This is a genomic window from Aquirufa nivalisilvae (assembly GCF_003143535.1).
Classification (GTDB): domain Bacteria; phylum Bacteroidota; class Bacteroidia; order Cytophagales; family Spirosomataceae; genus Aquirufa; species Aquirufa nivalisilvae.
This window is the reverse complement of the sequence record NZ_CP029346.1, coordinates 2965612-2987506: the sequence shown is the minus strand read 5'-3', so window position 1 is coordinate 2987506 and position 21895 is coordinate 2965612. Positions and strand designations below refer to the sequence as shown.

Here is a 21895-nt window from a genome sequence, read left to right as displayed (position 1 = left end):
TGTTAAAATTTTAAGGTTGTTTTACCTGCAGAGAATGTCTTTTTGATTCTAAGCTCATTAAAATGTAATAGATAAACCAAGTGTTACACTTTTCATTAATGGATAGTTATAACCATCACCTGAGTTTCCTCCTGGAGAGAACACTTGATCGGATGCTACAGCATTTTCAACATCTATATCACGAGTAATTTTAAATAGTGGGGAAGCTGTCCAAATGTTTTCAGCAGAAACATATACTCTAGCAGCGGTTGACCCAATTTTGGAAGCTAGCTGACTAGGTAAATTATATCCGATTTGAATATTTTTCAATCGGATATAACGAACATCTTGCATGTATTTTGTCTGAGGTGCTGATAATGTTCCGTTCGCATTACTAGCTATACGCGATACATATCTTGGGAAATAAGCATTGACATTATCTTCTTTCCAAATATTGCCTAACTGACTTTTTGGAATACCACCGTATGGTCTATTGTATTGTCCCCAAAACAAATTCGCCTCTCTACTTGGATACCAATCTTGCTGTCCTACACCTTGGAAAAATGCAGAGAAAAAGAAATTTTTCCAATCTGCGCCTAACATGATTCCGTATGTATAACGCGGAGTTGTGTTTCCAATAATGGATCTGTCTCCAGGATTACTCACTCGGCTAGTGCCAGGAGTAATATTGCCATCTCCATTTGAATCAACAAATTTGATATCACCAGGGTACCACACACCACTGTTAGCGCTGCGGAACAAATCTTGTTTAGCACTATTTTTAACGTCATCTGCTGAGGTAAAATATCCAGCGGTGGTATAACCCCAAATTTCACCCATTACCTGACCTTCATAAAAATCACTTAGTAATTTTTGAGGGTTATTGTATTTTTTAATAACAGCTGTATAGTCAGATAAGGTTAATCGAACGTTGAATTTTAATGGACTGGAAGCTACGTTTACTTGGTCATTATACGAAAGGAGCATTTCCCAACCTTTTGTTTCCAGGTCGGCATAGTTACCTTTTGGTGACGAAGCACCAAATACAGCAGGTAAGGTTAATCCTACAGTAAACATATCGGTGGTTGTTCTGATATAAGCGTCTGCATTGAAGTGCAATCGATTATTTAACATGGAAAGGTCAATACCGATGTTTTTGGTAGTAGCTGTTTCCCAAGTTAAGCCCTCTGGAATAACCGTTGGGTTTGTGGTAAATTGTGGTCTTTGACCATTCAAAACCAATCCCGATTGAGCAATATTAAACTGCTCTAAATAGGCATAGGAATTGATATTTCCATTACCTAATGAACCATATGAAGCTCTTAATTTAAAATCAGTAATTAATTTCTCTGGCACATTCCAAAATGCTTCCTTGGAAAGTCTCCATCCCAATGAATAAGAAGGGAAGAAGGCAAAACGTTGGTTACTTGGAAATTTAGATGAGCCATCATATCGAGCATTTACTTCCAAAAGATATCGGTCTTTGAACGAGTAGTTTAAGCGAGAGAATCCTCCCATGATTTTCCAAACTTCCCAACCGCCACTGGTGGTAATGGATTGACCTAAAGCTAGGTTTATATCATTAGCACCTTCAAAGATTAATCCATTTCTTTGGGCAGATAATCTTTTAAATCTAGATTCTTCATAATTGTAACCTGCCATCACTTTTAAGTAGTGATCTTCATGGAAGGTATTTTCATATTCTGTATACAGGTTGGTTGTCATGTAGGTTGTCTCCCTGTAAACATCGTTGATGTAATTGGTGGTTGTTCCCACATAGGAAATCACGCCTGGCTTTACACTATATGGAACGGGCACAGCCTTCGTTCTATCATTGTTGTCCGTGGTTTGAATCGTGACATCACCTTTTACACGTAATTTATTTTTGAAAAAATCAGCAGCAAAACCTGTGGTATTTCTAAATACACGCTTGTCGTTGTCGATGCCATTTTTTCCGTAATAGAAATCTCCAATATTATAAGCTGCAGAAAAAGACAGTGTACCATCTGGGTTTAACATGGGTGAAATTGGGTGTCCTTCATCCGCGATATTTCTCCAGATACCTCCACCTTCACCTACGTTGAGTGGGTTATGGTATTTCATGTTCGAGAATTGCGTGAAGTTGGTCACTTTTAACCAAGGATACAGTTGAACGCTTCCTTTTCCTGAGAAATTCAACATTTGGTAATCGTCGGAATTATATCGGAATAAACCATCCTGACCGTAATAGCGCCCCGTTAATAAATAGCTTGCCTTATCGCTACTACCCGAGATGCTTAGATTATGTTCTTTAGAGGTTGTAACCTTTTTATATAAATTTCCATAGTAATCCGTACTTCCATAATAGACGTATTCTCCTGTTACTGGATCAATTTCATAATCAGGTAATCCTCCAACCTCTTTTCTACGTTTAAATTCATTCAAGTAGGCTTGAGAAAACTTTAATGTTTTATTGACGTTTTGTGGAAAACTACCTTGAAAATTAACAAATGACTCGGCAAACATGGAGGCAAATGTGTAGCCATCTGTAACTAGCTCAGGAACCGCAATGGGGTTTTTTAAGGAATAATTAGAGGAATAGGTAACCGAAGTTTTTCCTTTAGTTGGATTTTTGGTGGTGATTAATACTACCCCAAATACGCCTCTAGCTCCGTAAATGGAAGCAGATGCGGCATCTTTCAACAAGGTTATTGTGGCGATGTCATTGGGATTTAATAAACTAGGATCTCCTTCCACGTTATCAATTAAAACCAATGCATTTCCTCCTTGTCCAATGGAAGTGGTACCACGGATATTAAAACTAGGTGCTTGATTTGGCTTTCCATCTCCCATCTTGATATTTAAGTTGGGCATAACACCTTGAAGGCCTTGATTTAAATTGGTTAAAGGTCGGTTATCAAATACCTCACTACTGACTTGGTCTACGGCTCCAGTTAGATTGGCCTTTTTCTGGCTACCATAACCTACCACTACCACTTCTGTCAATAATTTGGTATCTACTTTTAACTTTACCGTTAGATTGGCTTGGCTTCCTACTTCAATTTCTTGCGGGATATAACCAACAAAAGAGAAAGCTAATATGGATTTTTCATTGTCAACATTGATTTTGAAATTACCATTGATATCAGTAGTCGTTCCACGTGTACTACCTTTTTGAGTAACCGATACTCCCGGAATCGGAGCACCATTTTCTTCTGTAACTTTCCCTGTGACTGATTTGTCAATAAACGAGACGTTACTGGCCTGAGTGGAGTGGACAATTCCACATAGCAGGGCAAAATAGAGAATGTACATTCTCAGGTACGAGACATGTTGTCTCATGGTCTGATTTTTTTTCATAGAGTATAATTGTTAGGTTGATTGGATACTTTCAGATCCTCCAGATTGGAGAATTGAAGGAAGGAGTTAGTTATTATAGTTGGTGTAATGAATAGATTATAGAATCCAAATTACAGATAAATAGTAAAATACAAAGATTAATTAGGATATATTTATTTTTAGGCATCTGAATATGGGTATTTTCGGCAAATATGCCACCATAATTTAAGTTGGAGGGAAGTAGCATATTAAGGATTGATAAAATTTCGATTTCAAATAAATCTTTGTTTGTCGGATTTTTATTCATGTACATTAAGTTTTAATAGCTAGCAAACCGTGTAAATTCGTTATATAAATCATACGAGCTATGTCAAATATTCAATTGATTATCGAAGAGCGGGCTGCTAATATTGGTAATTTTATGGTTGGGCGATTATTACCTTTTCGTCAAAAAAGAATGATTGGGCCTTTTTCATTTATTGACCACATGGGGCCAACCAAGTTAAGTGAAAGGGAGAATTTAGATGTGTTGTCGCATCCCCATATTGGTTTATCAACCTTGACTTATCTATTTGAAGGGAGTATTATGCACCGTGATACCCTAGGTTCTGCTTTAGAGATTAAACCTGGGGAAGTAAATTGGATGACTGCTGGTAAAGGGATAGTGCATTCGGAAAAGACCCCAGAACATTTACGTCATTCTGATAAGGTTTTGCATGGTTTACAGATTTGGGTAGCATTGCCCAAAGAACTGGAGCAGATGGAGCCCTCTTTTGTGCATATTGGCAAAGAGGAATTACCTACTTGGAATGAAGGAGAAACTCAATTTACCTTGATTGCTGGAAAAGCCTTTGGTCGAGAATCAGACGTGCCTGTTTATAGTCCTTTGTACATGATCGAAGTGAAGAGTAAGGAGAAAACGGAATTATCCTTGGGAGATCAGCTATTTGGAGAATCGGGAATATATATCTTGGAGGGAGGCATTGAAGAAGAAGGGAATACATTTGGTCCAAAGCAATTGTTGGTTGCCCAAGACCATAGCTTATGTACTTTTACGATGGAAGCGAATAGCACCATTTATATATTTGGAGGAGATCCTTTTCCTGAGGAGCGCTTTATCAATTGGAATTTTGTTTCAAGTGATAAGTCTTTAATTGATAAAGCGAAAGACGATTGGATTAATCGACGTTTTGATAAAATTCAAGGAGAGGAAAATGAATATGTGCCCTATCCAAGTTTAAGCAATAGATAAGTCATGGGGAAAATTACATCGCATTTACGAAATACACTTTATCAAGTGGAGATTCAAAGTGAATCAGGAAATCAAATTGTTGCAGATGAGCCGATTGAACTCGGTGGAGGGAATTTGGGCTTTTCCCCAGATGAATTGGTCCGAGCAGCTTTAGCAGCATGTACTTCTGCTACTTTACGTATGTATGCTGATCGCAAAGGGTGGGATTTGCAAGACGTGAATTTAGAATTAGATTTTATCTGGGATAAAGAACTTAGCAAAACAACGATTCATCGAAATATTCATTTATCTGGAAACTTGGACGAGGCTCAAAAAGAAAGGCTTCTAAACATTGCAAACATGTGTCCTATTCACAAAGTATATAGTAATCCCATTGAAATCATTAGCAGTTTGAAATAAACTTACAGTAGTTGACCCCAAATTTGACCTTGGTTTTCCCAAACGATGAAAGCCTTTTGATGGTTAAGGGATTTCATAATAGGAAAGCGGCCCTGTCCCAAGGACTTAGGCGTGTCCGAAGCATTTGATTTTAGCCATATTTGACCCTGATGATTCCAGACCATCCACTGGCCAGATGATAATATGGTGGTAGAAGCATTTTTACCAGGACCAATGAGCTTTTCTTCTCCTTGAACTCCAGAAGTATAAAGATTTTCTGCTCTACGCCAGACGGTAGCAATTTCCCCTGTGGATGTCCAGCTTAGACTCCCTCCATCCATGGGACAAGCCTCCAAAACCCAAGTTCCCAAGCCTAATTTCTTAGCTTGATTATAACTTTTTCCTCCATTTTGAGATTCAATTACATACATATCGCGAGAACCTTTTAACCAATTTCGAAACATGATTGCAATATGACCGTCATTCATGATGATATTGGGTTGGCAGCATTCACAAATATTTGATTCGGGAGAGGCATAGACCAGTTGGTTCTTTTGCCAAGTTTTTCCTCCATCCAAAGAAGTGCTGGACATTAAGTTGTTTTTTCGATTCAATCTTAAATCCAACCAAATGACAGTGAATTGATTTTTTTGATTGGCGGCAATGGCATTAAATCCTTCTTTTGCCATATCTGGAATATCATTCACTTGATTTTTTAACCAGGCTCCCGTATTTGTTTTTCTAAAGGCGTATACATTTCCTTTTTTATCTATGGCAGTAATGATGGTTTCTGAATTTGAACTTGCAATTCTGGGACCACGAGATGCTCCAAGATGTAATCCAACTAAGGAATCAACTAAACTAGGCTCAGAAAAATGGGCACCCTGATCAGTAGAAAAGGAATAAAACAGTTTATTTTTTTGGCCGAATACTAGTTCTATTTTACCTGATTTTCCCAGGCAAAAATCAGGTTGTTGACCATTAATATTGAATAAAGATGATTGAGCAAAAGCAATTGGACTAATTAATAAGCAAAATAGGAATTTGAGCATCATTTGTAGGAGTAGAGTTTAACAAAGAAAATCCATTTGATGTAAAATAGCTAGATGTGGGCTAAATGATTGATATTAATTTAATACTTTTAAAGCTTGAAGCTAGCATAAATCAACAATCAACATGAGAAAAACATCTTTACTACTTGTCGGCCTACTATGTTCTATTTCAGCCTTAGGGCAATCAATCGACAAAATCATCCATGTCAAAGAAGTGGAGCGTATCGAGCGTTATTTAGCTTCGGACGAATTAGCGGGGAGAAAGCCATTTACGCCGGGAATAGAGAAAGCAGCGCAATTTATTTCAGATGAATTTGCTAAATCAAAATTAAAGACTTGGGGGAACTCAGCTAGTTATTTACAAACATTTCAAGTGTATAAACCCACATTGAAGTCGATCAAAGCGAGTTTAAATGGGGAAGTTATTGATTCCAAAAAAGTTGTTGTCATTGGAAAAGAATCGAAAACCATCATACAAGAATCGTCTTCTTATGCGCAAGCCACAATAGCCAAAGGAGAAAACTTCTTTCAATCAGCCTATCGTTTTATTTCGGGTAAAACACCAACCGTAGTTTGGGTAGATGAAGATTTTGCCAATTTGTTTACTCGCTTGAGTAACCGCAATATATTAAGAGGGAATCAAGTGAATGTGGCCTTTATTTTATCGAGTAAAGCGGCTGATAAATTCTCTATTGAAGTAGAAAATGAAATCACTCCTATGTCCTTGAGCAATGTGGTGGGTATTATTCCAGGTAAATCATTAGCCAATGAATATGTCATTTTTTCGGGTCATTATGATCACCTTGGGGTGATGCCCAACCGAGCGGTTAAAGGAGATTCCATTTACAATGGGGCCAATGATGATGCTGCTGGAACTACTGGAATGATGATGTTAGCTAAGTATTTTAAGAAGTGGAATAAAAATGAACGTACGTTGGTTTTTGCTGCTTTTACAGCGGAGGAAAGTGGAGGATTTGGGGCAAGCTATTTTTCTGAGCAATTTGATCCAGCTTCAGTAAAAGCTATGTTCAATTTAGAAATGATTGGGACTGAAAGTAAGTGGGGTAAAAATAGTGCATATATCACGGGATTTGAGAAAACTGATATGGGGGCAATTTTACAAAAAAATCTGGAAGGAACGGGCTTTACTTTTCACCCAGATCCCTACACGGATCAAAATTTGTTCTATCGCTCAGACAATGCTACCTTGGCTAGATTAGGTGTGCCAGCACATACCATTTCCACTTCTAAAATGGACAATGAACCTAATTACCACAAACCTAGTGACCAAATCGAAACGTTAGATTTGGAGAATATGACAGCCATCATTAAGTCCATCGCTTTTAGTGCACAAACAATCATTTCTGGGAAAGATACACCAAGTCGCGTAGATACTTCCCAATTGAAATAGACCTTGAACCATAAACCTTAATAATGAAAATTACTTACGTTAAAAATTATGCAGAGCTGAGTGAACTAGCCAGTAGAAGTATTATTCAATCTGTTCAAGAAAAACCCAATTTGCTTTTTTGTGCTGCCACGGGGGGCTCACCTACGGGGATGTATACCCAAATGCATCAAGCCCATGTGGCTAATCCATCCTTGTTTTCGGATATGCGTACCATCAAAATGGATGAATGGGGTATTATTCCATCCGAGCATCCAGATTCTTGTGAAAGCTATTTGAAAAAGCATTTGTTAGGCCCTTTGGAGATATCCGATGATCGCTATTTCAGTTTCGATACTAATTTGAAAGAGTATCAGGCTGAATGTGATCGAGTTCAAGCTTACATTGAACAAGAAGGGCCCATGGATATTTGTATTTTAGGCTTGGGGAAAAATGGGCATATTGCTTTTAATGAGCCAGGAGAGTATTTGCAGGCTTCATTCCATAAAGCTATTTTAGCAGAGTCAACCATTCAGCATGATCCAGCATTATCTCAAGGAGCGGAACCCGCATTTGGCCTATGTGTTGGTATGGAAGGGATTTTACAAGCTAAAAAAATCATTTTCTTGATTACAGGGAAGGGAAAGCAGGAAGCATTTAAAACCATCATGGAAAAGAAAATCACGACACACTGTCCAGCTTCTTTTTTGTGGATGCATCCTAATGTAGAATGTTATGTAGATCAAGAAGCAATTTAATGAATGACACCAATTCATCTTGTTGGATGAATCAACCTATTTAATAATTTGACCATGGAAATAGTACAAGCCATAGGAGATTGGATCCTTGGATTTTTTGGATTTGACAATCTAATGGAATTTCTCCAAAACAAGACTTTTGCCGACTTTTTGACATACGACGGCATCAAAGTATTGATTAGACCTTTGTTTCCCATTACCCTAGTATTGGAATTAGTTCGAGGATTGCTTTTCAAAAGCTTTGGTTTGAGCAACTATAAGATTCCATTTTTTAGTTATGTATTGAATGCCTTCATAGGGAGGTATTTGTCATTAGGAATGACGGCAATATGTATTGGATTTTTTGAACCTAAGGCATTATTTCATGTTTCCTTTACTTGGTATTGGTTTATCTATGGTTATATAGTTTGGGAATTTGCTCATTTTATTTACCATTATTTAGCGCATAAGGTACGATTGTTTTGGTGTTTACATTCCACGCACCATGCGCCAGAAAACATGAATTTGGCGGTTTCTTATGCGCACTTTTTTTTGGAAGGACCGTATGCAGATATCATTCGTGCCAGCATTTGTATTTTGGCGGGACTTCCTCCGGCGATGCTATTTACAATCATGTTCATTGATGGAACTTGGGGAGCATTTATTCATATCGGGGATCATTTGGTCAAAGATGCTCGGATGGGGAAATTGGGTAATTTTATGCTAAGCCCAGCTCATCACCGAGTACATCATGCACGAAATGTTCAGTACATGGACACCAATTTTTGTAATCTTTTAAATATCTGGGATCGAGTATTCAAGACCTATCAACCTGAATTAGATGAGGTGAAAGTGGAATATGGGATTACTCGAGATATGAAACCGAATCATTTTTTAGATGCCTATTTTGGAGAACTAGTGGCTTTGGCTAAAGATGTCTACAGTGCACCTGGGCTGGTGAATAAATTCTTATACATTTTCATGCCACCAGGTTGGAGCCATACGGGTCAGCATAAAACAGCATCAGCAATGAAAAAAGAGGCAGGGATATTTAAGTGATTAGCTCTGCTTTGTTCGGAAAAATAATGTAGGGATGGAAACCAAGATGTAAATGATATTGATGCCAATGATGGCAAATTTCACTCCTGCGAAGCCATTGGTCAGCGTGTAGACCCAAGAGGATTGGGCGCCTGTAAGGGATAGGATCATTCCAGTGTTTTCAAGGATGTCACAAAAGAATGCCAATAATGCCGCATTTTTAAGTAATAATCCAAACTGTCGAACCAATTTGCTCCGATGCCTTTGCGCCAATAGAGCAAGCGTTAGCTGGAAGAAATATGTATAGATGGGAATGTAGAGAAAGTCGATGGCTATATTCCAGCGAAGCGTCTGGATATCCCAATGTTGTACTATTTTTTGAAATAAATCTGCCGTAGGAGCAAATTCTAAATGTATAATCCCCATGGGAGTGAAGCTATTTTTAAGAGCAGCTCCTTGCCATTGCATCAGGTAACTGAATCCCAATAAGAGGGCAAAACTGAATACCCATTTTTGATTTAGTTTCATGAGGATTTGATTTTAAAAGAGCCCATGGACTGGCGGTCTACATGGGCTCTAATGAATCTTTTTTATTTTAGTGACTCTCTAATCTCGATATTGGCTTGTCGGATTTTATCTTCCAATAGTTTAATCACTTTTCTATCGTACGTCATCAATCCATTGACTTCAATTTCCACATCAGTGGTTTGAGTATAAACAGCTGCAGAATAGCCAAATGGGATTAGTTTTTTTAATTTTTCGGCTAAGTCGACATAAGCTTTGGTAGCTTCTTCGCTCGTTTTATATTGAACATATCCCCAATTTCGATTTCCCTCCCAAAGGTGTTGATCTAACACTAATCCGATTCCTCCATATTCTCCCAACACATTGACGCGTTTAGAATCAAATAATCCCATTTTAGGGTCAGGATAATTATGCATGTCTAGCATGTCTCCTACATCATAGTGGTTACCTCCACTAGCTGGATTCACTAAGCGAGAAGGATCATAGTTTTTTGTCCATTCTACCACTTCTGGAGTTTTAAATTGCCCCCATGCTTCATTGAAAGGGACCCATACCACCACACTAGGGTTAGAGAAAGTTAAATCCATGATCTCTTTCCATTCTTTCATGAAGTTTTCTTCTGAGGCTTTGGAGCGAATTAATTCCTTATCATTGAAATAATTCCGAGTTACCCATTTGGGGTCTTTATCTCCACTTGGCATATCTTGCCATACCAAAATCCCTTCCCGATCGCAGTGCGTATACCATCTTGCAGGTTCTACTTTTACGTGTTTTCGGATCATGTTATAGCCAAAATCTTTGGTCTTTTTGATGTCGAATAGTAGCGCTTCATCAGTAGGTGCTGTATATAAACCATCAGGCCACCATCCTTGATCCAATGGCCCCAATTGAAACACATTTTTATTATTTAATTGAAGTCGATGTACGCCATTGGCATCTATTTTAGTAGATATTTTACGCATTCCGACATAGCTTTTCAATTTATCTTTGGCTATACCATTACGAAGAACGGATATTTCTAAGTCATATAAGAAAGGAGATTCTGGACTCCATAATTTGGCATTTGGGATGGCAACTAGAACATCCTGTCCTATGGCCGCTTTGCCTGAAGAAACCAGATTTCCATTATCTAAGACTTTTACTTCGATGATATCAGAAGGAATGGCTCCTTCAATTTTAGATTGAACGTTGATATTTCCGCCATCTATATTGGGAACCGTTTTTAGTTGGCTTATGAAAGTAGACTCTACAGGTTCAAGCCATACAGTTTGCCATATTCCCGTCACAGGAGTGTACCAAATACCTCTCGGGTTATTTACTTGCTTACCGCGAGGTTGGAAGCCTAAATCACTCGGGTCCCAAACTTTGACTACCACTTTTTGAGCTTTATCTTTTTGTAGAAATGGGGTAATGTCAAAACTAAATGAGGTATATCCACCTTGGTGAGTCCCTACTTTAATATCATTGACCCACACGTCGGCTTTCCAGTCTACGGCTCCAAAATGTAAGATGACATTTTTGTTTTTCCAGGTAGCGGGAACCGTAAATGTACGGTGGTACCAGAGTTCTTTTTGGTCACCTACTGTTTTTTGAACGCCAGATAAACTAGATTCTACAGCAAATGGCACCAAGATTTTACCATCAAATTGATTTGGGATATTGCTTCCTTTGTCGATGATGGCATAATCCCACAAACCGTTTAAGTTTTGCCATTGGTCACGAACCATTTGTGGTCTAGGATATTCTGGAAGGGTATTATTGGGGTCTACTTTTTCAGCCCAAGGGCTTTTGATTTTGTTTCCAGCAGGTTTCCAGGTTTGTGCATTCGTGGAAAAAAGCTGCGTAGCCAATATTGCTACAATAAAGAGGTTTTTCATGTTAATGTATAGATTTGAAAAACCTAAGATATTAAAAAGCTAGAGTTCTTGGCTTTTTATGGTAATATATTGCATGAATTAGCTAGCTTTTTGTAGTTCCGACCATACTTTAGGAGTACAGCCTTCTATTTCTTTAAAAGCTTGGAAGAAGCTGTTCTTTGAAGTAAAACCAGCCTCCTTCATTAAGCCTTCTAGTGAATATCGTTTTTCTTTATCTTTCAATATAAGTTCTTTGACGTATTCAATGCGGTATTTGTTTTTGATGGTAGGAAAAGGGGTATTTAAAATTTTATTAAAGCAAAAAGATACATGATGCTGGGGAATATTTAAGGTGACCACGATATCTCGAATGGAAAAGCGGGGATTCAAATAGGGTTTTTCTGTTTCAATGTAGTTTAGTATGATTTGGGATAGTTCAAAAAAGGAATCGTCAACCTCTTGTTCAATTTTTTCCAGATTTGATTTTTTCTTTTTCAATTGGATGAGCTCAAGCTCTTCCCAAGTTAATTTCGGAATACCATACAGCACTCTTGGAAAAAGTAGAATGAGTAAGGGCATGACAAAAGCAATCATGATTAAGATTCTATAATAGGGTAGGTATTCATTTAGATTGCTAAAGTCGTGTTCAGGACTAAACAGAACAATGAAATTTGAGGATAAGAGGATACTCGCTATGAAGGTATTAAATGAGACAAAAATGATGAGCCATTGAAATGTAATACGCCTTTGGATTTCATAAGAATCATTTGAATTGGAATTCTGAGTCCAAGTAGCTTTAATCAACAACAAAATCATCATCCAGGCATAATATACATACAAGAAATTACGGACAAAGTCATTTACTAGGCTAGGAGTAAAGAGGTGAATCTGATTCGTGTAAAGTTCGCCTGGTTGATTGAGTATTTTAGTAACTAAAGCCAGTTTGTCTTGGTATGATTTTAAAAAATAGGGAATCAAACCAATGAGCATATATAGACTTGGAATAAGGTGCCAAATATCTTTTTTGGTAATACCTTCTTGATCAGTAACAGTGTTACGTACATATATATATGCTGCGGGTCCAATCAAGAAAAACAATGGGGAGAAATGTCCATAAAGTATTGCCAATAACCAAGGCAATTGGCTGTCGTACGTAAATAAATAGTATTTTAAACTAATTACTCCGATCAAAAAGTAAAAGATGGACAGGAAAATGATCCCTTTATTCTTCTTTATATTGAAATAAGCAATAATAATAGAAAATAGTAGGGATAAGAATGGTAAGGTTAGGAACATTGAAATGGGAAATAACTAAAATAGAAATTCAATTGCCAATTTTTAAAGTCCACCACGAAGACCTATTATCTCCTAACCGAATAACAGCTAATTTGTTATTCGAAATGGGGAATTCCTTGCAAAAAAATAACTAGTTTAGACTTGGTTATATATTTTAGAACGGGGTTGTTTTTTTAATTGCATTTAAGTTAGATAAGCTTCGCATTAGCTGAATTTGTTTGTTCAAATCCTTTGTCCTAAAATTCAAAATCTGTACCTAAATTATTAGCGGTTGTTTAAAAAGAAAAAATTAATTTTTTAAAATTAGGTATTATTTTTTTAAAAGAAAGAGCTTTTTGAGGTTAAATTTTAAAAAAATAGAGAAAATGCCTAACCATTAACTCAATACTTTTTACGTAATGATGTCATTTATTTCGAGACTAATTAGTATAGAATTTTTAAATTATACCAATAATTACGTTTAAGTTGAAATTTTTATAAGATTTCTCCTACTTTTGAGCTATTGTTTTAGAAAGCAGAATCGTTTGATTCAAATAATTTAAAATGATGCTTCGTTGATGTAATTCTTTATCAGAATTATTAAAATGAAATAGTACGATTAAAGATAGTATACAATTATAGAACACAGGAATGCAAAAAGCCTATCGTTATTAGCGATAGGCTTTTTTATCCTGTGAAAGTCCTTTTATTGACCTTTTTGGTAAATTTCTAGAGCTTCTTTATCGTCATATTGAATCATCTTCTGTTTTAATTGTTTTTTCAAATCGGCAATAATTTGCGCATTTTCTTTTTTATCATAGATGTTGTGTAAATTTTTAGGATCTTTTTTGATATCATACAATTCCCAAAAATCTTTCGGTCCATAGAAGCGAACCAAGGTATATTGAGCTGTTCTTAAACCAAAGTGAGGATAGACATGATGCGGCTGTGGGTATTCATAGTAGTGATAATAGGATTCATTCTTCCAGTTTTTTCCATGACCTTTGAGAACAGGCAAAAAGGACTTTCCTTGAATTTCTGTTGGGACCTTCGTTTGAGCAATATCTAGTAAAGTTGGAGCCCAATCCACATTGGATACCACCTGACTTACTTTAGTTCCGGGTTTGATGGTGCCAGGATAGCGAATGACAAAGGGAGTCTTTAACGATTCTTCATATATGAAGCGTTTATCAAACCAACCATGTTCTCCTAAATAGAATCCTTGATCCGAAGTATATACTACAACGGTATTTTTGGCTAAGCCCGTTTTGTCTAGATAATCTAATAATTCACCAATGTTTCTATCTAGTGAATTGGCTGTTGAAAGATAGTCTTTCATATAGCGCTGGTATTTCCATTCAGCCAAGGCTCTTCCACTGAGTTTTTTCTCTTCAAACTCTTTACTTATTTTATTTTCATAGTAGTCATAAAATGGCGGTCTTTGCTCAGGAGTAAATCGATTGAAATTTCCCCCATCTCCATTGCCTTCATATTTACCATGGATTTTTAAATCTTGACTTAAAATCATGGTTTTATCGATTGTCATATCTTGGTCAGCGGCTGCCAATCTTCCAGCATAATTATCATAGAAAGTATCGGGTATTGGGAAAGTCACATCATCATATGCACCTAAATCTTGAATATCGGGAAGCCAAGAACGGTGAGTAGCTTTATGTCCAACGACCATGAAAAATGGTTTGTTCGTGTCACGCTGGTTTAACCATTCTTTCGATAACTGAGTAATGACATTGGTGACATAACCTTCTCGACGAGTAGTTTTATTTTGACTATCCACAAAATCCGAATTATAATAGCTGCCATGTCCCGGAAGGATGTTCAAATAGTCAAAACCATGAGGTAATGTGCCTAAGTGCATTTTCCCCACCCAGGCTGTTTGATATCCATTTTTTTGTAATTCTTCAGGAAAAACGGCTTGCTCAATATCAAATTTCTTCTCATTGAATTTATAGCCATTTTTATGACTGAATTTACCCGTTAGCAAGGTGGCTCTGCTAGGTCCGCAAATGGAATTGGTAACCACATTGTTATATAGAATGGCTCCCTCTCTGGCAATTCGATCAATGTTGGGCGTTTTGGCCAATTTACTTCCATAGGCACTGATGGCTTGTGAAGTATGATCATCCGAAATAATAAAAATGATGTTGGGTCTTTGTTTTGTTTGTCCCCAACTATAAAAGCTAATTAGGAGTAGAAGAAGTGACTTTTTCATAGTATTTGTTTCAATGCTTACGAGTTTTATTATTTAACGGAATATTTCTTGGCAACCCATCCAGCTATTTTACTGTTTTATATAGGTAAAATACTGATTTTTTTCATTTAATTTGATTGGCTTCTAGTGGCCAACGTTCCTATTATCTTCTTATAAAACCAAACCTGATGAAAAAAATATACGCTTATTGTTTATTAGGCTTATGTCTAAGTCTATCTCACATCAATTTGGCCAAACTGCCAGATAAATATGTAAATAAAAAATTGAATTCAGTAAAAAAGGCTCCTAAAGATTGGAAGCTGGGAATTGCCCTCTACACATTTAACCCATCTTCATTTTCCGATCAATTGGCCAAAGCAGACAGTGCTGGATTGCATTTTGTTGAAGGATATACGTTTGGCAAAGCTGGTGCAGCCTTAAAAGACTCATCTGTGATGAACTTGTCAAGGACTGGAATCCGACAATTAAAGCAAATGATTAAAGAGAAAGGGCTTAAGATGGAATCCATATATTTGGTAGGAGGTAAAACCATTGATCGTTGGAAGAAGGAGTTTGATATTGCTAAAGAGTTGGAGGTCAATTATGTAACAGCAGAGCCTCCTGTGCACCTATGGGATGGAGTAGATAGTTTAGCTGGCTTATATAAGATAAAAGTGGCTATTCATAATCATTGGAAAGGAACGAGTGTTTATTGGACACCAGACTCCTTATTAATTGCCATGAAAAACCACCCTAATTTCTATGCATGTCCAGACTTAGGTCATTATCCTAAAAGTGGCATAAACCCAGTGGATGCGTTGAAGAAATTGCAAGGTCGTATTATAGCTATTCATTTAAAGGATATTGCGGAATATAACAATCCCAAACTAAGAGATGTACCCATTGGAACGGGTGTAGTGAATTTTCCAGAGGTCTTTGCAGAGTTAAAAAGACAAGGATTTCAAGGGAATATTAATATAGAGCGGGATACTCAAGAAAAACCGAGTAATCTCCCTTCGGTCATACAGTCGGTACAATATTATCGGGAACAAATAGGCAAATTAAAATAAGCAATGATCATTCCCTGTATTAGCCAATGGGTAGCATCAGGGTAGTGAATGGTAGTAAATCTTGATTTTTCATCCAATTTACAGGAATAATAATCTACTTATGAAACGAAGAAAGCTTTTGCAGTCGATTGCCCTTTCAGCTGGAGCTATGGTGATTTTGCCTAGTTGGGCTCAAGGCTGGAGTAGAGAAAATATAGTTACGAGTCATGTATTTAAGTTAGAGGAAAAAGAAATGCTTCGACTCATAGCAGGAACATTTATTCCTGAAGGTGCATCAAAGGGAGCCAATGGGGTTGGGGTGGAGCTATTTTTAGAAAAACTTTTTAGTGATTGTTATACCATAGAAGATCAAAATAAACTAAAAGCAGCTATCAAAGCTTTGATGTTACAGGCCGATTTAAATCACCATTTGACATTTGGGGCATGTAGTGCAGCTCAGCGAGAAGGATTATTAGTAGACTTAGAGAAGTCGGCCGAACATCTTTGGGCATATACGACTTTACGAACTGAGACAATTCGAGGTTATACAACTTCAGAATATGTATTGACGGAGCATTACCATTATGTGATGGCACCAGGTTTTTACCATGGGTGTGTAAATGTATAATCTATGGCCAATTTGAATCTAACTATTGCGAAGAAAAATACCTATGATGTTATTGTCATAGGATCAGGAGCAAGTGGAGGCTGGGCGGCTAAGGAGTTTTGTGATCGCGGTTTGAAAACCTTGGTTTTAGAACGAGGCAGGCAGGTGAAGCATGTGGAAGATTATCCTACCGCTTCTAAAGCTCCTTGGGAATTTGAACATCGAGGGACTGTCAGCCTAGCTGATAAACAAGGCTTTTCTGCTAGTGGATTTATGCGTGAGGAAACCAAGCATTGGGCATTACCAGATGATGAGCAGCCTGTCGTGTATGAAAAACCTTTTCGTTGGACACGCGGATATCATGTAGGAGGGAAGTCTTTATTATGGGCAAGACAAACTCAGCGTTGGTCTGATTATGATTTTGAGGGACCTATTCGAGATGGATTTGCAACGGATTGGCCTATACGTTACAAAGATATAGAACCTTGGTATGATCATGTGGAGAAATTTGCTGGGATAGCAGGTTTTAATGATAATTTGGCTGAACTTCCCAATAGCATCGTTCAGCCCGGATTTGAATTAAATTGTTTGGAACAACATTTTAAAGAAACTCTAACTAAAGCTTATGGCAACCGTTGGGTTATTTCTGGTCGATGTGCTCACCTTACAGACCCTCAAGAAATTCATTTTCAACAGGGCCGTGGTCGATGTTTAAGTCAGCGACAATGCAATAGAGGATGTAATTATGGAGGGTATTTTAGTAGTAATTCCTCTACGCTTCCTTGGGCGGCTAAGACAGGAAACCTAACCTTACGTCCACATGCAGTCGTACATTCCATCCTATACGATGAGAAAAAGAAAAAGGCAATTGGTGTCAATGTGATTGATGCTCAAAGCCATGAAATGATTTCATTTTATGCTAAAGTGATTTTTGTTAATGGTTCAACCATCAACACCAATGCGATTCTTTTGAATTCCAAATCAAGTCGTTTTCCCAATGGCATAGGGAATGATTCGGGCCTTTTGGGGAAATTCATTGCTTGGCATAATTATCGAGGTACCGCTAATGCAAGTTATGATGGATTTAAAGATAAAAAGACGGAGGGAGGAAATCCCAGTAATGCTTATATTCCTAGATTCAGGAATGTACTTCGTCAGGAAACGGATTTTTTACGTGGCTATGCAGTAGGTGTGGGAGGAGGTAGAGGGGAGTATTCCAAACAAACAGGTATTGGAGACACTTTACGAGATAATTTATTGAGTCGACAATGGGGGAATTGGAACATTTCCGCTTGGATGATGGGAGAAACGGTTCCTACGGAGCAAAATCACATTCGATTACATTCCGATTTGAAAGATAAATATGGGATTCCGCAAATAGTGTTCTCTTGTGATTGGACGGAAAATGATGTCAAAATGGTCAAAGATTTTAGAGAGCAAATGCAAGAAATGTTTGAAAAGGCGGGCTTTCAGCAAATAAGGACGGCCGATTCTCGTTCGGCACCAGGGGCAGATATACATGAAATGGGAGGTGTTCGCATGGGGAAGAATCCTGCCACTTCTTTATTGAATGAATGGAATCAATTACATGCCTGTAAAAATGTATTTGTGACGGATGGTGCTTGTATGACATCTACCGGAACACAAAATCCTACCTTAACTTTCATGGCATTGGCTGCCCGAGCGGCAAATCATGCAGTGGATGAATTGAAGAAAAAGAACTTATAAAACAAAATACACATGAAAACAAATCGATTGATGATTGCCCTGCTGGGAATTACCCTAAGTTTGGGAGCTTATGCCCAGAAAGTATACACTTACCCATTGGGAGTTCAGGCTTATACATTTAGAAAGCAATTTCCACAAGACCCACTTAAGACCTTGGATGTCATCAAAGGAATGGGCTTTACTGAATTAGAAGGTGGAGGTGCCAAGGGAATGACATTACAAGAATTTAAGCAACAATGTGATGCTAGGGGAATTTCGATTCCATCCACTGGGGCGGATTTTGGAGAATTGGAGAAGGATCCAATGGCTGTAATTCAAAAAGCAAAAGTACTAGGTGCAAAATTTGTTATGTGCGCATGGATTCCTCACAAAGGAAACGACTTCACTTTAGAGGATGCTCAAAAAGCAGTGAACGTATTTAATAAAGCAGGAAAGGTATTGAAGGAAAATGGTATTACGCTGTGTTACCATGACCATGGATATGAGTTTCATCCTTTTGAGAAAGGAACTTTATTGGATTACATCATTCAAAAGACAGATCCAGCTTATGTGTCATTTGAAATGGATGTATTGTGGACTTTACATGGCGGAGGAGAAAAAATGCCTGTTAAATTATTGAAAAAATATCCGGGCCGCTGGAAATTGATGCATGTGAAAGATTTACGTAAAGGGATTGTTGGGGATTTGACAGGACATACTCCTGCTGTCAATGATGTTCCAGTAGGCACTGGACAAGGGAATTGGAAAAAGATTATTCAGTTAGGTAAAAAAGCGGGCGTAGAGCATTGCTTTATAGAAGACGAAAGTGATAATGAAATGGTCAATGTGCCCTTGAGTATTAGTTATTTGAAATCGTTGTAAAAAGAAGAGCCCCGAAATTCGGGGCTTTTTTATTAAAATTCTTTTTCTCCATATTCTGTTTTGGTAGACTTCGTTTTTTGTCCCCGATCATTAATTCGGAAACCAAAACTTAATTGAATGACACGATCCCATTTTCGGTAATCAGTACTGCTGAAAAAGGTTGGGGTTTGAGTGACAATGGTTTGAATATTAGAATTGAATACATTAAGACACTGTAAATTCAGATTAGCTCGATTTTCCCAAAGAGTATATTTCAAGCTGACATTGGAAAGCAATAAATCAGAGTCATGCCCTTGCGTGGTTACGGATTTAGATAAATACGTAAAATCCCAAGCAAAGCGCAATTTTGGACTGATATCCAGGCTAGTGTTTCCATTTAGATTATAATTGAAGCTACTTTGCTGAGTTTCTATTCCTCTGAAATTTCCTTGTACATCAAACTGATAGAGGTTTCCCGATAAGTAGACTTTCCAAATTTTGGCAGGTCTATATTCAGTTAAAAATTCAATACCCGTAGATTGTGAATTTCCTGCATTGGTATAGGTTCTTCCTAAAATAGTTCTGCTGTAAATTTCATTAACTCTAAATACCTTATCATGTAGAAAATTGACATAGGCAGTAGCAGTAAATGAGAAATTTTCGAATCCTTTGCTCAGGCCAACTTCGACTACATTAGCTATTTCAGGTAATAAATTAGGGTCTCCTGTTTCTACGGTTTCGGCATGACGGTGGTTTTTGAATGGAGACATTAATTTGCTAGTTGGCCGTTCAATTCTTCGGCTATAACCAATACGCAAGGTCTTTTCTCCGTCTAATTTCCAAATTCCTTGCAGGGAAGGGAATAAATAAACTTGATTAAGCGCATAGGTTTTTCCAGGTTCTCCTGCGTGAGTAAGTGTACGATCCATCCATTCTGACCTTAATCCTAAAGCATAAGAAAATTGTTTATTGCTTCCGTTTAATTGGATGTATGGAGCGTGAATACGCTGAACTAATTCCATTTTGTCCGTGTAATTCGGATCAGATACCCATGAGCTAGTTCCTTCTGCAAAACGTTCAAAAAGGAAATCTCCTTGATGATTTAAGTGTCTAAAGTGATAACCAAATTCAAGCTTATTATTTGCTCGAAGTGGAAGGCTGTAATCTACTTGAAACCTCCAAGCATTCAAGGGACTAGTCTCTGTTGATCTTTCCCACAATAAAAGTTTATTGTTTCCCTCATAGGTATCGTAATTGTTGAGAGGGCCACCCAATTTAGAATATTCATATAAACCCAATAGGCTCAATTTTCCTTGGTTGGCATATGTGCGGGTATAATCGATGTTGTAAGTTTGAAATTTCCCTGAACGTACAAATAAGTTTTGATTGTAAAATTGTCTGTAAGGAACTTGGTTTGTATTAAATGCACTAAATAATTCACGAGAGGGATTGGCATTAATAAAGTCTTGGTAATGCAGGTTGGCAGTTCGGTCTGTTTGTTTTTCACCCATATAAGCTGACCAATTCCAAATGTCCTTAGAACTAGCTTGAAATGAGCCACCTGCTCGAATGGAATATTGGAAATCCATGTAATTTCTCACTCCTACAGAAGGCATATAAGTTAATGTATCTTGATATTTTGTTCGAATTTCACCTACACGATAGCCATCGATGTCATACCTTCGATAGTCCGCCGCAGCAAATACGCTCCATTTTTTGTCGGTAAAAGTCCATTGAAGATCGCTGCCAAAACGTAAAGGCAGCGTGCCTCCGTTCATGATATTTCCAGACCAAGCGGTTCCTATTCTCGTATTTTTTTTCGTGATAATGTTGATCATTCCTGCTTTACCATCGGCATCGTATTTGGCAGATGGGCTTGTAATAATTTCAATACTCTCAATGATATTAGCAGGTAATTGAGCTAAAATATCGGCAGGAGTCCGTGTTGAAGGTTTTCCATCGACTAATAAAATAAAACCAGAACTTCCTCTTAATGAAATTTCACCTTCGGTATTGATGGTAACAGCCGGTAGACGTTGCATGAGATCCATCCCTGTTCCATTAGCTGCATTTTGAAATTGCTTAGTTTGAAAAGTTTGCTTGTCAATTTGTAACGAGGCAACTGCTTTTTCTCCCTTGACGATGATTTCATTCAGTGTTTGATTTTCGGCTTCAAGGGATATTTCATGGGATTTACTTGCTTGGAATTCCTGTAAGCTAATAGTCCGAGTTTTGTAAGATAAAGCTTGGAATTTAATAAAGGAGAGATTGTTGGGAACATCTCGAAATTCGAAATTACCAAGGGTGTCACTCAATGTCCCTTTCCAAACGGTAGAATCTTTTTTCCAAAGACTGATACTGGCGAATTCGATTTTTTGGCGACTTAGTTGATCAACTAATTTACCAGAGATAGTTTTACCTTGACTTATAACGATGGATATATTGAAGACAGTCAAAAGTATGACCAACAAGGATTTTTTCATGAGAGGATGATAGGCAAGGGGTAGTATTCTTTCAAAAGATAGTTATTGCTAGCTAAATATATGTCCTAGTATGTAAGTTTTTCGGGCTCAATGCGTGTTTTTTGTGCCAATTCCCATTTAGTTATATCCAAAAATGAATTTGGTCAGGAAAAATAGAAAAGGTTTGGCCCTACTATTTAATC

Annotated in this window: 16 protein-coding genes; 9 read left to right on the top strand and 7 right to left on the bottom strand. The window is 37.5% G+C overall.

Going from position 1 to position 21895, the window contains the following annotated elements:
- Positions 1-57: 57 nt before the first annotated feature.
- The gene (locus HME7025_RS12760) at positions 58-3318 is read right to left on the bottom strand and encodes a SusC/RagA family TonB-linked outer membrane protein (RefSeq protein WP_226998234.1); all 3261 of its coding nucleotides are present in this window, start codon (positions 3316-3318) and stop codon (positions 58-60) included.
- Between the two features lie 346 nt (positions 3319-3664).
- On the opposite strand from HME7025_RS12760, the gene HME7025_RS12755 reads away from it, so the two are divergent.
- Complete coding sequence (locus tag HME7025_RS12755) at positions 3665-4549, top strand: pirin family protein (protein WP_109324640.1); 885 nt, start codon at positions 3665-3667, stop codon at positions 4547-4549.
- A gap of 3 nt (positions 4550-4552) precedes the next feature.
- Positions 4553-4948, top strand: coding sequence for an OsmC family protein (locus HME7025_RS12750; protein ID WP_109324639.1), 396 nt, complete (start codon positions 4553-4555; stop codon positions 4946-4948).
- Between the two features lie 2 nt (positions 4949-4950).
- On the opposite strand, the gene HME7025_RS12745 is transcribed toward HME7025_RS12750, so the two are convergent.
- Positions 4951-5982: an exo-alpha-sialidase gene (locus HME7025_RS12745; RefSeq protein ID WP_109324638.1), complete on the bottom strand. Its 1032-nt coding sequence runs from the start codon at positions 5980-5982 to the stop codon at positions 4951-4953.
- A 121-nt stretch (positions 5983-6103) separates the two neighbouring features.
- Here HME7025_RS12745 and HME7025_RS12740 point away from each other — a divergent pair, with 121 nt between their 5' ends.
- Genes HME7025_RS12740 through HME7025_RS12730 form a run of 3 tightly spaced genes read left to right on the top strand, consistent with a single transcriptional unit; the run spans position 6104 to position 9162 of the window.
- Positions 6104-7390 (top strand): M20/M25/M40 family metallo-hydrolase, encoded by a 1287-nt coding sequence (locus tag HME7025_RS12740; RefSeq protein ID WP_109324635.1) that lies wholly within the window; start codon positions 6104-6106, stop codon positions 7388-7390.
- Positions 7391-7413: 23 nt separating this feature from the next.
- Positions 7414-8124 (top strand): 6-phosphogluconolactonase, encoded by a 711-nt coding sequence (locus tag HME7025_RS12735; protein WP_109324634.1) that lies wholly within the window; start codon positions 7414-7416, stop codon positions 8122-8124.
- 54 nt (positions 8125-8178) lie between these two features.
- Positions 8179-9162: a sterol desaturase family protein gene (locus HME7025_RS12730; protein ID WP_109324633.1), complete on the top strand. Its 984-nt coding sequence runs from the start codon at positions 8179-8181 to the stop codon at positions 9160-9162.
- Here the strand turns inward: HME7025_RS12730 and HME7025_RS12725 are convergent, their stop codons facing one another.
- From HME7025_RS12725 to HME7025_RS12710, 4 genes are all read right to left on the bottom strand, one after another.
- Entirely contained in the window at positions 9163-9669 is a 507-nt protein-coding gene (locus HME7025_RS12725; RefSeq protein WP_109324632.1) for a hypothetical protein, read from the bottom strand. It abuts the gene before it with no gap.
- A gap of 62 nt (positions 9670-9731) precedes the next feature.
- Positions 9732-11543 carry a glycoside hydrolase family 2 protein gene (locus HME7025_RS12720; RefSeq protein ID WP_109324631.1) on the bottom strand — a complete coding sequence of 604 codons (1812 nt, stop codon included), beginning with the start codon at positions 11541-11543 and terminating at the stop codon, positions 9732-9734.
- Positions 11544-11621: 78 nt separating this feature from the next.
- Complete coding sequence (locus HME7025_RS12715) at positions 11622-12818, bottom strand: AraC family transcriptional regulator (RefSeq protein WP_109324625.1); 1197 nt, start codon at positions 12816-12818, stop codon at positions 11622-11624.
- A gap of 685 nt (positions 12819-13503) precedes the next feature.
- Positions 13504-15027, bottom strand: a complete 1524-nt coding sequence (locus tag HME7025_RS12710) for a sulfatase family protein (RefSeq protein WP_109324624.1) — start codon at positions 15025-15027, stop codon at positions 13504-13506.
- 167 nt (positions 15028-15194) lie between these two features.
- Here HME7025_RS12710 and HME7025_RS12705 point away from each other — a divergent pair, with 167 nt between their 5' ends.
- The 4 genes from HME7025_RS12705 to HME7025_RS12690 all read left to right on the top strand — a co-directional run bounded on the left by HME7025_RS12705 (position 15195) and on the right by HME7025_RS12690 (position 19251).
- Entirely contained in the window at positions 15195-16076 is an 882-nt protein-coding gene (locus HME7025_RS12705; protein WP_109324623.1) for a sugar phosphate isomerase/epimerase family protein, read from the top strand.
- A gap of 100 nt (positions 16077-16176) precedes the next feature.
- The gene (locus HME7025_RS12700; RefSeq protein ID WP_109324622.1) at positions 16177-16683 is read left to right on the top strand and encodes a gluconate 2-dehydrogenase subunit 3 family protein; all 507 of its coding nucleotides are present in this window, start codon (positions 16177-16179) and stop codon (positions 16681-16683) included.
- A 3-nt stretch (positions 16684-16686) separates the two neighbouring features.
- The gene (locus HME7025_RS12695; RefSeq protein WP_109324621.1) at positions 16687-18390 is read left to right on the top strand and encodes a GMC oxidoreductase; all 1704 of its coding nucleotides are present in this window, start codon (positions 16687-16689) and stop codon (positions 18388-18390) included.
- Between the two features lie 12 nt (positions 18391-18402).
- Positions 18403-19251 (top strand): sugar phosphate isomerase/epimerase family protein, encoded by an 849-nt coding sequence (locus tag HME7025_RS12690; RefSeq protein ID WP_109324619.1) that lies wholly within the window; start codon positions 18403-18405, stop codon positions 19249-19251.
- A 32-nt stretch (positions 19252-19283) separates the two neighbouring features.
- On the opposite strand, the gene HME7025_RS12685 is transcribed toward HME7025_RS12690, so the two are convergent.
- A complete protein-coding gene (locus tag HME7025_RS12685; RefSeq protein ID WP_109324612.1) occupies positions 19284-21713 on the bottom strand; it encodes an outer membrane beta-barrel family protein in 2430 nt (809 codons plus the stop codon).
- Positions 21714-21895 lie beyond the last annotated feature (182 nt).